We start from the raw sequence: 13,844 nt of genomic DNA on the forward strand, positions 1-13,844 counted from the left end.
AGTTCCACGTGAAACGTGTTATTTAATATTCTGATTATAAATTATTTAACATCAATAAAGAAGAATTTTCTTGCTTAGTCATCTCTATTTGATCTTCTTCGGTCTTGTCTGTAAAACCTATGTAGTGTAAAACCCCATGAATCATTACTCTTTGTAACTCTTCTAGGATAGTAACCTTAAAATCTTTAGCGTTATCTTCTACTCTCTCTATAGAAATAAAAATGTCGCCATTTATTAATTTTCCTAAAGAATTATCGAAACTAATAATATCTGTTAGCGTATCATGTTGTAAAAATTCAACATTTAATTTATGGAGATATTCATCATCACAGAAAATGTAATTAATTTCACCTTCTTCACAACCATGTTTTAATATGATTTGTTGAATCCAGTTTTCTAAAGAGCTTTCGTTTTCTAACGTAAAGTTAGTTTCGTAATTAAACGTAATCATTATTTTTGCTTCTTTGGTTCAGAAAAATATTCTCGAACCTTTAGTTTATAATTTTGTTGCAAAGGTAATGATTGTCTGTTAAGTATTTCTATTTGATTATAAAACTGCTTTTTAAATTCTAAAGCTTTAATTTTATTTCTTTGACTCTCTTTTAAATTTGCACTCGACTTGCGTTTTTTATCTTCTCCTTGTTCTAAAGCTGCTTTGTCTAGCTTTAATAATTCGTAATTTAAACGTTGCATTTTTTGAATAGTACCAGCATTAAATCCGTTTTGTAAAATTTCATTTTCTAACTGCTCCATGGTTTTTAAAGCACGTTTTGCAGCTACGTTACCATTAGTATTTCCATTTTCAGATTCTTTTATAGCTTCTTGTAATTGTTGCCTTAACTGAGATTGTTGTTTATAAATTTCATACAATTCTCCATCTAAATCATCATTTTCACCTTCACCTTCTCCATTACCTTTTCCAGACTTACCGCCTTTGCCCTCTTTACCATTTTTACCAGAATTTCCTTTCTCTCCTGTATCACCACTTTTACCTTCTTTACCAGACTTTCCTTTATCGCCAGGTTTCTTTCCATCTTTACCTTTTCCTTTTTGATCGCCAGGTTTATCTCCAGGTTTTTTACCTTTCTTCATTCCGTCTTTCATTTTTTCTGAAAGCTCTTCTTGTTTCTTTATAATATCTGGTAAACTAAATCCCTTGCCTTTTCCCTTTCCTTTACCCATTTTCATAGAAGCATTCTTCATGCTGTTTAACATACTACTTAAATAATCTGCCAAATTGTTTGTAGCAGTCATTACATAACGTTGGTTAGAAATACCGTTATCGAATCTATTCTCAGAGAAATTTTCTAAAGATTGATCTAAGTTATAATGTGCAGTAGATAGATCATCTTGTATTTTAGCAGATATTTTAGGCAATCTCATAGATAAAACATACAAACTATCATCTATATGCTCAAAGTACGTTCTAATGTCGTTCTGTTCTTTTAAATCCTTCCCAAAATCTGGGTGTGTAGTAGAAATGTCGTTAAACTTATTCATTAAGCCTTCTTGCTTAAAAGAAAAAGTAACAAGATTTTCTAAAATTTTACGCAGATCTTCCATGTTTTCTTCAATGGAATCACCCTCCAATTCCTTCATGGCTTTCTGCATTTTCGCACTCATTTCTTTCATCTTGTCAGCACTTTTTTTCTGACTTTTTTTAGCAGATTGCTTGTCTTGTTTTTCTAAACTTTCTTCAGCTTTTTTTAACTCATCATCTATAACATCTTTTTCATCTTCTACATCTGGCAATTCCATTGGCTCTTTTAACTTCTCATTATCTTTTGCCAACTCATCTAGCTGCTTTTTTAAATCTTTAAACTCTTCATTAATCTTCTTTTGTTCATCTAAAGATGCATCTTCTTTCTTTTCTAATACTGCTTGTTTATTTGCTAACTCATCTAATTTATTCGCAATTTGCGTTGTTTTCTGCTCAACATAGAAACGTTTTACTAATTCTAAAGTTCTTTCTAAACTACGTTGTTGTTGTTTGTTTTGTTGCGCTAATTCTTTTGCTTTTTTAACTAAATCTTCTTTATTTAATTTCTCTGCTAATTTTGCAATTTCATCTAACAACTTTTGTTGCTTGTCGGTTTTCTTTAATTCTTCTATTCGTTTTTTAAGCTGTTCTTTTTTATCTTGAAGGTTTTCGTTTTCTTCCTTTTTCTCCTCTAAATTTTCTTGCAACTTGTCTGTTTGACGTTGCATCATTTTTTTATATTGTTCTTGTCTTTTTATAAAACTTTCTACTTTCTTTTTATCGTTAAAACTTACATTCTTCTTGTTCTGTAATTCTTGCTGAATTTTATCTAACTCTTGTTGCTGCTTATCTTGTTTCTTAACAGAATTTTCTAAACTATTAATAGTGTTTTTTTGTTCTTGTAACAACTCCTCTTCTACTTCATCAGTTGTTTTTTGTCTGTAATTAAAAACTTTAGTTTTGGCTTTCTTATTTCCATTTACAGCATCGTTATCATAAACTTCAAAAAACAACTCATAGTTTATTCCTTTTTGTAAATTTAATCCTTCAGGAAATTGATAAAAAAATGTTTGCACATTTGCTTTAGAAATTGGCAAAACATGCATTTTTAAATCCTGCGGAATATTTTCATCATAATACACCAATTGTAATTTCTTTAAACCATAATCATCTGAAACTTGACCAGCAAATTGTGCAGAACCTCTAGAGATAGAATCTATATTTGTCTCAACAGATATTTCTGGAACTTCATCTTTTATAACATTAACAGAAAATTGTAAATTCTCATAATCTTGTAAATTTTTATTTGAAGATGAAATTTCATAATTTAACGAAGTAGAAATTCGTTTAGAAAACTCAAAATTATTAGTAGTAAGTTTTTTAAATGCAACTCGGTTTTCATTATTAATAAAAAATACTTCTGCAGTTTGTAAAGTAGAAACTTGCCAAGTAATAGAGGTTCCTTCTGGTACTATTAAATTACCAGAATTTTTAATAGTTTCATTTCTTTTACCAACATAATAAGGGTATTTTAATACCAAAGAAATATTACTGATAGTTGGTGTATTTATAACCTTTATTTTATAATCTATAGATTGTATTCCGTTTGCTTCAATAAAAAAATTAATAGGCTTATTAACATCCAAAAATGTATAAGAAAAAGTTCCATTACCATTATTTTCTAAATAATATTGTTCATTATTAAATATAATTTTTGCTTCAGAAGGCACAACTTCACCTACTGCATCAATAGAAATAGTAATTGCTTTTCCTTGAATAACCTGTAAACTTTTATTATTTATTAAAAATGAAAAAGGTGCTGGTGGTGTATATGCTGTTCTGTAGTTTACAACTCTGTCTAAACTTTTTGTAAAAACCTCTTTATTGCCTGATATTAAAGTAATTAACAAAATTAAAATGGGTACAATTGCATATTTTAAGTACTTTGTATTATTAGTAAAATCTACTGCTTTTAAAAATGGAATAGGTTGTAATTCTTCAGCTTTTTGATTGATACTTGCTACTAATAAATCTGACTGATTTGTATTCTCTTTTAGTTGTAAAACATTTAATAATTTATCTTTTACTTCCGGAAAATGATTTCCTATTATTTTTGAAGATTCTTCTAATGAAATTCCTGTTCGTAAACCAATCAACTTAAAAATAGGAATGGCTATAAAACGGATTAATAGAAAAACTTCAACTAAAATAAATAACCAAAATAATAGCGTTCTAGCTGTTGGTTTTAACCATAAAAAATACTCTAAAAATAACGTAAAAATAAGGTATAATAAGCCTAAAGAAAAGAATAAAATAACTCCTTTAATTAATTCGTTTACGTAATATTTTCTGGTAAACTGATGTAGTTTTTGTTCTATGTTTTTGAATCCGCTCATAATCAACTAATAAAAATACTATTTTTGAGCTGATTTACAATGAAATAAATTGTTAAAAGGAATTTGTAAGTTTTTTTAAAACAAGCCTACTAAAGTTCTATAAATAAAAAACATGAAAAATAGCATTCAAATTATCTTCTTATTCTTAAGTATTTCTATGTATTCTCAGGGTCCATGGACCAAAGAAAAAGGAAAATTTTATACTCAATTATCATTTACAACAATACCAAGTTATAATGAATTTTTCGGGAATCCAGATTATGAAATTCAAGGAAATATTACAGACAACACAATGCAAATTTATGGTGAATATGGTCTTACTAATACAACAACTTTACTAGTAAATATTCCGTTAAAGTTAATTTCTATAGACAATTTAAAATACATAGACCCTACAATTGATTGTGTTGGAGATTGTAGTGAAACAATTAATAAAAATAGAAATTCATTAGGAAATATAGAAATTGGTGTAAAACATAATTTTTATAAAAAAGACTGGTTACTTTCTGGTCAATTCTCTGTGGAAGGAAATACGGGTTCTTTTGATGAAAATCAGGAATTAGAACAGGTTATGATGCTTTTACCTTTACTCCTCTATTCTTAGCAGGAAAAAGTTTTAATACATCTTATTTACAAACTTTTATTGGTTCTAGAATAAGAACAAATAATTATAGTTCTAACTTTAAAGTTGGTGGAGAATATGGTCGCAGAATAACTAAAAATATTTGGTTAATTGGTTTTCTTGATATTGAAAAATCTTTTAAAAATGGAGAAATAGAATTACCAGATTTAAATTTAGTAACTGCTTTATATGTTGATAAACAAGAATACGGTGTTGTAGGTATTAAAGCAATTGGAGAATTTTCTGATAATTTTGGAATAACAGCAAGTTTACCAGCTGCTTTTTTTGGTAATAATGTTGCAAAACAACTGGCTTTATCTATTGGAATTTATAAAAAATTCTAATTTTTTATAATAAGAATAACAACTAAAAGCCTTTTCTAAAGGCTTTTTTTTATGCCTTTAGAAAACTATCTTTGCAACCTCAAAAAGATAAAAAAATGGAATCTAATGTACGTGTTCGTTTTGCACCAAGTCCTACAGGACCTTTACATATTGGTGGTGTAAGAACAGCTTTATACAATTATTTATTTGCTAAAAAATATAACGGAACTTTTGTCTTACGTATAGAAGACACAGACCAAACGCGTTATGTTGCAAATGCAGAACAATATATTATAGACGCTTTAGAATGGTGTAATATTCCTTTTGATGAAGGCCCAGGAAAGAACGAAAAATTTGGTCCTTACAGACAATCAGAACGTAAAGCATTGTACAAAGAATATGCAGATAAACTAATTGCAACTGGTTGGGCTTATTATTGTTTTGATTCTTCTGAAGCTTTAGATGCAGAAAGAAAAAACCATGAAGCAGAAGGAAAAACCTTTATATATAATTGGCATAACAGAGCAGAAGGAACTCTAGTAAATTCTTTAGTTTTAACTGATGAAGAAGTACAAAACAGAATTAATTCTGGTGAAAATTATGTAATCCGTTTTAAAACGCCACAAGATGAGCTTTTAAGGATGGAAGATGAAATTCGTGGAAATATTAAAATTGATACCAATACTTTAGATGATAAAATTTTATTTAAGGGAGACGGTATGCCAACATATCATCTAGCAAATATTGTTGATGATCATTTAATGGAAATTAGCCACGTAATTCGTGGTGAAGAATGGTTACCTTCTATGCCTTTACATGTTTTATTATATAAAGCTTTTGGTTGGAATGCGCCTAAATTTGCACACTTACCATTAATTTTAAAACCTGTTGGTAAAGGAAAATTAAGTAAACGCGATGGTGATAAATTAGGTTTCCCAGTGTTTCCTTTAGAATACACAAATGAAGTTTCTGGTGATGTTTCTCGTGGTTATAAAGAAGATGGTTATTTTTCTGATGCTTTTATTAATATGTTAGCTTTCTTAGGATGGAATCCTGGAACAGAACAAGAAATATTCTCTTTAGAAGCTTTAATTGAAGCATTCGATTTAAAACGTGTTAGTAAATCTGGTGCAAAATTTAGCCCAGAAAAAGCAAGTTGGTTTAACCAACAATACATGCAAACAAAAGATAATGCAGCTTTAACAGACTTATACATTCCTATTCTTGCAGAAAAAGGAATTACAAAAGACAAAGAATATGTTTTAAAAGTTGTTTCGTCTATTAAAGAAAGAGCTGTTTTTGTAAACGATTTCTGGCAATTATCAAATTTCTTTTTTGAAACTCCAACAGAATATGATGAAAAAGCTAGTAAGAAAAACTGGAAAGAAGGAACATCAGAATTAATGCAAGAATTAATTACTGTTATTTCTACTATCGAAGATTTCTCATCTGAAAATACAGAGAAAGAAATTAAAGAATGGATTACTGCTAAAGAAATTGGTTTTGGTAAAGTAATGCAACCTTTACGTTTATCTTTAGTTGGTAAACTAGCAGGTCCTCACCTATTTGATATTATTGCAATGATAGGCAAAGAAGAAACTATAAAAAGATTAGAAAACGCAATTGAAAAATTATAGTTTTTCTTGCAAATAAATAAAAACCTCTCAATAATACTGAGAGGTTTTTTTGTTTTAAAACTGTAACAATTCTGTAAATATGCGTCAAATAATTAAATATTAAGATTTAGTATCTTTACATATATCAATTATTAACTTTAAAAAACTTACTATGCCAACTATTTTACCAATTATTATTGTGCTTTGTGCACTTGTACTTTTTGCTTCCTTTTTTATGGTAAAGCAACAAACCGCTGCTATTATAGAACGTTTTGGGAAATTTCATAGCATTAGACAATCTGGACTTAAGTTTAAAATTCCTTTTGTAGATAGAATTTCTGGAAAATTGAGTTTAAAAATTCAACAATTAGATGTAATTATTGAAACAAAAACGTTGGATGATGTTTTTGTAAAACTAAAAGTTTCTGTACAATACAAAGTAATTAAAGAAAAAGTGTACGACGCTTTTTATAAATTAGATTACCCACATGATCAAATAACTTCTTATGTATTTGATGTAGTAAGAGCAGAAGTACCAAAAATGAAATTAGATGATGTTTTTGTGAAGAAAAATGATATTGCAATTGCTGTAAAAACAGAATTAAATGATGCTATGTCAGATTATGGTTTCGATATTATTAGAACTTTGGTAACAGATATAGATCCAGACGCGCAAGTAAAAATTGCAATGAACAGAATTAATGCTGCAGATAGAGAAAAAACAGCTGCACAATACGAAGGTGATGCACAACGTATTTTAATTGTTGAAAAAGCTAAAGCAGAAGCAGAAAGCAAAAGATTGCAAGGGCAAGGTATTGCAGACCAAAGACGTGAAATTGCACGTGGTTTAGAAGAGTCTGTAGATGTTTTAAATAGAGTTGGTATCAATTCTCAAGAAGCATCTGCTTTAATCGTTGTAACACAACATTATGATACTTTACAATCTATTGGTAGTGAAACTAACAGTAATTTAATATTGTTACCAAACTCACCACAAGCAGGTAGTCAAATGTTAAATGACATGGTTGCAAGTTTTACAGCAAGTAACCAAATTGGCGAAGCAATGAAAAATCAAAAGCCTAAAAAGAAAGATTCTTAAGCTACTTTTTTAAGTATTATTCACTTTTTTTAAAATCAATTCTAAAACTTACTATCTTTAGGTTTTAGAATTGATTTTTTTTTAACATAAAACAACTTTTTATTATAATGAAACCATTTATTAATTGGTTATCAAAACCATATTATTTTAATCCTTCAATTGTATTTAAACTTAAAATGAGCTTGTTTCATGGCTTATTTGTATTCTTATTTTTATATATTTTTAGACCTTTTTACCTCGCACAATTTGAAGTAATTATTTTAGAATATACTTTAGGTATAGGAATAATTGCTCTTATAGGAACATTTATAGTATTATATATTCCAGCACTTATTTTTAAAGATTATTTTAATGAAGATAAGTGGACAATTGGTAGAAACCTCTTTTTGATGGCTACTGGTATTACCTTTATAGGTATTGTTGTATGGTATTTTGGCGAAATGTATAAAGAACCATATAATCTTAAAAAACTAAGCCTTTTAGAATTTCTTTTCTATACATTTTTAGTGAGTTTAATTCCTTTAACCTTATTTATTTTTATAAACGAAAAAAGTATTCGAGAAAAGAGAGAGAAAAAAGTAGTAGAAATTAAAGAAATTAAGAAAGAAAATGAGCTTATTAATTCTAAAAAATTAGCTAAAAAAGTTACTATTAATTCAGATAATGGAAAAGAAAATATTACATTTTGCATAGATAATTTAGTTTACTTAACTTCTCAAGGTAACTATGCAAGTTTCTTTTTAAAAAATAATGAAGGTGATTTACAAGAGAAAATATTAAGAGTTACGTTAACTAAAATAGCAAGTCAATTAAAAGATTATTCTAATATTATAAGATGTCATAAAAGTTATATTGTAAATATTAATTTTATAAATGATATTTCTGGAAATGCAAGAGGATATTTATTAAAATCAGATATTATTCATATAGACATACCTGTATCTAGAAGTTTTTCTAAACAGTCTTTACAGAGTTTATTGCGTTAAATGTTCCCATTTATCCCAAATACCCCATATTTCTTCCTTTTTATAACATAAATTTAATAGATTCATTTTAAAAACTATATTTGCATGACAGTAGATTAAATTAAAAACGTTGGGGGATTTTTTTAATTTAAGAAACTAAAAAGCTCAACTTGTTTTATACAAATTGAGCTTTTTTTATATTTTAAAAGTAGTGTTAAATTTACTTCTTTTCTTCTAATTTTTCTTCTGGTTCTTCTTTAGCAGCATTTTTAAATTCCTTAATTCCGCTTCCTAGACCTTTCATTAATTCTGGTATCTTTTTACCACCAAAAAAAAGTAAAACTACAACTACAATAATAGCTATTTGCATTCCACCTATCATTCCAAAAAATATAGATAAACTATTCATCTTTTTTAAATTTTATTAGTTACAAAGATACAAAAAAGGTTGTAAACCCAATCTATTGTATTTCTTCTATTAATTTCTTTTTTCTATAATACCACCAATAACTTTTTTATCTTTTACAACCTCTGGGTTTCCTTTATAAAAAATAGTACCACCAAAACTAACTTTAGCGTTTAAAGTTTCACCTGCAGTAACTTCTGCCTTTGCACCTGTACCTGATTTTACAGTAGAATTACCAGTAGATTTTAAATTAAAACCATGGTAAATACCATAAAGATCTACATCTACTTCTTGGTTCTTAGCTGTACCAGAAACCTTTATAATTCCGCCAGAAGAAGCAATAATTGTTAAGTACTTTGTTTTTGTAGTTATGTTAATAAAGGCTCTTTCTTGTGCATTTAACTCTACTTTATCTTGGTTAAAATCTTTACTGGTAATAGTTGCACCTTCATTAGCATCAATTATATTAATATTTTTATTATAGTATAATTTAATTAAAATCTTACCATCCGCAGAATTATTAGATGGTTTTAAAGAAAAAGGTAAAGACAATTTTAATGTATTGTTTACATTTTTAATTTTAACCTTTTCAGATTTATCACCTGTTATTTCTAATTTTTGATCTGTAGATTTAATTAATTCTAATTCTATACCATTATAAACCTTAAGTGTAGTAAAATCACCTAAATTTTGATTTATTGTAGTTTGTGCAAAAGCTGTTACGCTCATAAAAACTGCACATATAAAAATTATTTTTTTCATTTTTTTAAATTTAATATAATAAGTAGTTCAATAATTATACCACTATAAAGACTTTTATTAATATTTATTGTTGCAAATTTAATAAAGTTATTATTCTTTGGGTATTAAAAAAAGTATAAAACATTAATTATTTAATACAAAAATTCCCGTTTTCACGGGAATAATAGTTTAAAATAATATTAAAATTGAAAACGATTAAGAGATGTTTTCAATTAAATTAAAATCTAAATGTTTGCGTTCTAAATCTGTATTTTTAACTTTAACTTTTACATCATCACCTAATTGATACATATTTTTAGAAGATTTACCAACAATAGCATATTGCTTTTCATCAAAAACATAATAATCGCTTTTAATGTCTCTAATTCTAACCATACCTTCACATTTGTTAGAAGAAATTTCTACATAAATTCCCCATTCTGTAACTCCTGTAATTACACCATCGAAAATTTCATCTTTATGATCTTGCATGTATTTAATTTGCATGTACTTTATAGATGATCTTTCTGCTTTAGAAGCTAATTCTTCTCTATTTGATGAATGTTTACACTTTTCTTCATACTTATCTGCTTTAGGCGTGTCTCCGCCATCTAAATAGTGTTGTAGTAATCGATGTGTCATTACATCTGGATAACGTCTTATTGGTGACGTAAAATGACTGTAATAATCGAATGCTAAACCATAATGCCCAATATTCTGAGTTGTATAGACTGCTTTAGACATTGTTCTAATGGTTAGCGTCTCTATCATATTAGATTCTGCTTTACCATGAACATCACTTAATAACTTGTTTAAAGAGTCTGAAGTAGATTCTTTAGTATCTGTATTTATCTTATAACCAAATTTACTAACCATGTTTTGTAAAGAAGCTAACTTTTCTACATCTGGCTCGTCATGTACTCTATAAATAAATGTTTTATTGGTTGCTTTTCCTTTAGAAAAACCAATATACTCAGCAACTTTTCTATTTGCTAATAACATAAATTCTTCAATTAACTTATTAGCATCTTTAGATTCTTTAAAGAAAACACCAACTGGGTTTGCTTCTTCATCTAAATCGAATTTTACTTCTACTCTATCGAAAGAAATTGCACCGGCTTTCATTCTTTTTTTACGAAGAATTTTAGCCAATTCATCTAATTTTAAAGTTGCTTCTACAATTTCTGGAGTTACGGTGTATTCCTTATCAATGATAGAAATATCTTCGGGCATTGTATAAGGCAAAATATTATCAGATAATTTTACATTTTCTATAATAGATTGTGCTTCTTCATATGCAAAACGTTGGTCTGAATATGTTACTGTTCTACCAAACCACTCGCCTACTATTTCTGCTTTTTTATTCAATTCAAACACTGCAGAAAACGTTAATTTTTCTTCATGTGGTCTTAAAGAACAAACACCGTTAGACAGCATTTCTGGTAACATTGGTACTACTCTATCTACTAAATAAACAGATGTTGCTCTCTTATAAGCTTCATCATCTAAAATAGTTTTTGGTTCTAAATAATGCGAAACATCTGCAATATGAATTCCTATTTCGAAATTACCGTTTTCTAATTTTGTAAATGATAATGCATCATCAAAATCTTTTGCATCTTTAGGATCTATCGTAAAAGTTAAATCTTTACGCATATCTCTACGTTTAGAAATTTCTTCTTTAGTAATTTCTATAGATAAGTTTTCTGCTTCTTTTTCTACTTCTGGTTCAAATTCGAAAGGCAAATTATATTCTAATAAGATAGAATGCATTTCTGTATTATGATCTCCTGGTTTACCAAGAACAGTAGTAATTTTACCAAACGGATTCTTAGAATTCTTTGGCCAATCTATAATTGTAGCTTGTACTTTGTCTCCATCTTCTGCCCCATTCATTTTACTGTCTGATACAAAAATATCTGCATACATTTTGTTATTATCAGGAATTACAAAGCCAAAATTTTTGTCTTTATTTTTCTGTAAAACTCCTACAAAATCTGTTTTAGCACGTTTTAAAATTTCCACAACATCTGCTTCCATTTTTTTACCACTTCGTTTTTTATAAACATATGCTTTTACGGTATCTTGGTGTAAACCTTTACCTAGATTGTTATTAGGAATAAAAATATCATCCTCGAAATCATCTGAAATAAAGTATCCATTACCTGTAGATGTAATATCTAAAGTACCAACAGAATATTTCTTATCTATATTAACTTGAAATTTACCTCTGTCTGTTTCTTTAATTTTTTGGTTAGCAGTTAATTCTGCTAATTTCTGAATAATCTGATTTTTCCCATCAGTATCAGTAATTTTTAATTTGGCAGCAACTTGCTTATAATTATAAGATTTTGTTGTGTCTTCATTTAAAACTTTAAATATATTTCTAGTTAAGTCTCTTACAACATTACCTTTCTTTTTGTATATTTTTTTTTTCTTTTTTGTCATTTATACTATATTATTTATGCTAGTTTCTAATATTTTAACAAACTAGCCTACTCTGCAAATTACAATTATTAGATAGATTATAGATTAAAAAAATGTTATGAATCTATTTTGTAATTTGGCGTACTATTAATTTATAATTTATGTCTAATATTGATACAATCAATACTAATTCTTGGTTTATAATTGCAAACCCTACTTCAGGAAATCGGAATTTTTCTAAACTATGGAGGGAAATTCAACAATTACTAAAAAACAAGAATTTAGACTATTCTTTTGCTTTTACACAGTTTTCTAAACACGAGATTAAATTGGTGGAAAACGCAATTAAAAAAGGTTTTAGAAACATTATTTCTGTTGGTGGAGATGGCACACTACATAATGTAGTTAACGGAATAATGCTGCAAAGATATGTAAAAACTTCTGATATAACTATTGCTGTACTTCCTTTAGGAACTGGAAACGATTGGATTAAAACATATAACATACCAAATGATCTTAAAAAGGCAGTTGAAATCATCTCTAAAAAGAAAAAGATTGTACAAGATATTGGTGTTTTAAAATCAAAAAATAAAACTATTTACTTTAATAATGTAGCTGGGTTAGGTTATGATGGTTACATTGTTAATAAGCTAAATTCTTTAAAAAAATTTGGTGCAATCTCTTATATTTTAGCTGGTATTTATGGTTTAATTTTCTATAAAAAATCAATCTTTAAAATTAATTTTAATGATAAAGTAATAGAAACTAAATGTTTAATGGCTGTTTTTGGAATTTGTAAATTTTCTGGAGGCGGAATGCAGTTTACCAAAAATGTAGATTCTACAGATGGTTTATTAGATATTACAATTGTTAATAACCTTACTTTTTTAGATTTAATTGTAAATCTGCCTAAACTATATTCTGGTAAAATAGTAGCTCATAAAAAGGTTTATAGTTATAAGACAAAAGAGATTACTGTAATACCAAGAAACTTAAAATCATTTATTCAGGCAGATGGCGAATTGATTGCTACAGGAGAAGTAACAGTAAAAATTATAGAAAAAGCCATTCAATTTGTTGTTAACTAAATAGCTAAATAATTATTTTTTTTGATAAAAGTTAAAGAAATCTTAAAATTATTGTAACGATTCTTAAATGAATACGTCTTTATAGAAAGAGACTATTTAATTTAAGATGAAAAATCTATATAAAATTATAACCTTATTCGCTATTATCTTTATTGCAGGCATTTTTGTTACTGTAATAACGGTTAATTCTTCGTTGAATAAATTTGAGTCTCAAGAAAAAACTGTTGAAATGAAAAAAGACACTTTGTATCTTTTAAAAGCTGAAAAGAAAACAGTTTAAATTATTACAAACTTATCTACTTCTCTATTATTGTTTATTTTCTAGTTTCAATCTATTTCAAGTTTTAAAAACCTTTTAATTTCTTAAATTCTTACTTTTAGAAAGAAGTCTTTTTTTCTTTTTTCACAGTTATCAACATTCTATATTATAATACTTTTTTCTTTTATTAAAATTTAAAAAACAATGGTGGTTATTATAGTGTGTGAATAGCTACTATAAAATTCTATTTTTTTATTTTAATATATGAGTTATTAAAAACCATCTACACTTTATGAGCTATATAAAAGCTTAAAAATCAACTTAAAAATGTAGTTATTAACAATAGTTATAAACAGCTATTAACTATTTTTCTGAATAACTAACTTCTTATTCTATGTAAACAAAACGTAAATTTTATGTTG

General features: G+C 27.3%; 10 protein-coding genes. 5 read left to right on the plus strand and 5 right to left on the minus strand.

The annotated features are described in order from the left end of the window. Positions 1-34: 34 nt before the first annotated feature. A complete protein-coding gene (gene ybeY, locus SHK09_RS01840; RefSeq protein WP_319809064.1) occupies positions 35-451 on the minus strand; it encodes an rRNA maturation RNase YbeY in 417 nt (138 codons plus the stop codon). Then, complete coding sequence (locus SHK09_RS01845; protein WP_319809065.1) at positions 451-3,876, minus strand: DUF4175 family protein; 3,426 nt, start codon at positions 3,874-3,876, stop codon at positions 451-453. The genes ybeY and SHK09_RS01845 overlap by 1 nt, the downstream gene beginning before the upstream one ends. 112 nt (positions 3,877-3,988) lie before the next feature. On the opposite strand from SHK09_RS01845, the gene SHK09_RS01850 reads away from it, so the two are divergent. From SHK09_RS01850 to SHK09_RS01865, 4 genes are all read left to right on the plus strand, one after another. Next, entirely contained in the window at positions 3,989-4,480 is a 492-nt protein-coding gene (locus SHK09_RS01850) for a hypothetical protein (RefSeq protein ID WP_319809066.1), read from the plus strand. Between the two features lie 457 nt (positions 4,481-4,937). Continuing rightward, positions 4,938-6,458 carry a glutamate--tRNA ligase gene (gene gltX, locus SHK09_RS01855; RefSeq protein WP_319809067.1) on the plus strand — a complete coding sequence of 507 codons (1,521 nt, stop codon included), beginning with the start codon at positions 4,938-4,940 and terminating at the stop codon, positions 6,456-6,458. A gap of 151 nt (positions 6,459-6,609) precedes the next feature. Next, a complete protein-coding gene (locus SHK09_RS01860) occupies positions 6,610-7,536 on the plus strand; it encodes an SPFH domain-containing protein (RefSeq protein WP_319809068.1) in 927 nt (308 codons plus the stop codon). 107 nt (positions 7,537-7,643) lie between these two features. After that, complete coding sequence (locus SHK09_RS01865; RefSeq protein WP_319809069.1) at positions 7,644-8,522, plus strand: LytTR family DNA-binding domain-containing protein; 879 nt, start codon at positions 7,644-7,646, stop codon at positions 8,520-8,522. 199 nt (positions 8,523-8,721) lie between these two features. On the opposite strand, the gene SHK09_RS01870 is transcribed toward SHK09_RS01865, so the two are convergent. The 3 genes from SHK09_RS01870 to rnr form a co-directional block, all read right to left on the minus strand. Beyond that, positions 8,722-8,910 (minus strand): twin-arginine translocase TatA/TatE family subunit, encoded by a 189-nt coding sequence (locus SHK09_RS01870; RefSeq protein ID WP_319809070.1) that lies wholly within the window; start codon positions 8,908-8,910, stop codon positions 8,722-8,724. A 69-nt stretch (positions 8,911-8,979) separates the two neighbouring features. Continuing rightward, complete coding sequence (locus SHK09_RS01875) at positions 8,980-9,669, minus strand: head GIN domain-containing protein (RefSeq protein ID WP_319809071.1); 690 nt, start codon at positions 9,667-9,669, stop codon at positions 8,980-8,982. A 195-nt stretch (positions 9,670-9,864) separates the two neighbouring features. Then, the gene (gene rnr, locus SHK09_RS01880) at positions 9,865-12,096 is read right to left on the minus strand and encodes a ribonuclease R (protein ID WP_319809072.1); all 2,232 of its coding nucleotides are present in this window, start codon (positions 12,094-12,096) and stop codon (positions 9,865-9,867) included. Between the two features lie 140 nt (positions 12,097-12,236). Between rnr and SHK09_RS01885 the strand changes: the two genes are divergently transcribed. Next, positions 12,237-13,163, plus strand: a complete 927-nt coding sequence (locus tag SHK09_RS01885; protein ID WP_319809073.1) for a diacylglycerol kinase family lipid kinase — start codon at positions 12,237-12,239, stop codon at positions 13,161-13,163. Positions 13,164-13,844: the final 681 nt, after the last annotated feature.

This window comes from Polaribacter sp. PL03 (assembly GCF_033875165.1).
GTDB lineage: Bacteria > Bacteroidota > Bacteroidia > Flavobacteriales > Flavobacteriaceae > Polaribacter.

Coding starts and splice junctions, on each gene's coding strand:
- ybeY (WP_319809064.1), bottom strand. CDS start 451: ATGATTACGTTTAATTACGAAACTAACTTTACGTTAGAAAACGAAAGC.
- SHK09_RS01845 (WP_319809065.1), bottom strand. CDS start 3,876: ATGAGCGGATTCAAAAACATAGAACAAAAACTACATCAGTTTACCAGA.
- SHK09_RS01850 (WP_319809066.1), top strand. CDS start 3,989: ATGAAAAATAGCATTCAAATTATCTTCTTATTCTTAAGTATTTCTATG.
- gltX (WP_319809067.1), top strand. CDS start 4,938: ATGGAATCTAATGTACGTGTTCGTTTTGCACCAAGTCCTACAGGACCT.
- SHK09_RS01860 (WP_319809068.1), top strand. CDS start 6,610: ATGCCAACTATTTTACCAATTATTATTGTGCTTTGTGCACTTGTACTT.
- SHK09_RS01865 (WP_319809069.1), top strand. CDS start 7,644: ATGAAACCATTTATTAATTGGTTATCAAAACCATATTATTTTAATCCT.
- SHK09_RS01870 (WP_319809070.1), bottom strand. CDS start 8,910: ATGAATAGTTTATCTATATTTTTTGGAATGATAGGTGGAATGCAAATA.
- SHK09_RS01875 (WP_319809071.1), bottom strand. CDS start 9,669: ATGAAAAAAATAATTTTTATATGTGCAGTTTTTATGAGCGTAACAGCT.
- rnr (WP_319809072.1), bottom strand. CDS start 12,096: ATGACAAAAAAGAAAAAAAAAATATACAAAAAGAAAGGTAATGTTGTA.
- SHK09_RS01885 (WP_319809073.1), top strand. CDS start 12,237: ATGTCTAATATTGATACAATCAATACTAATTCTTGGTTTATAATTGCA.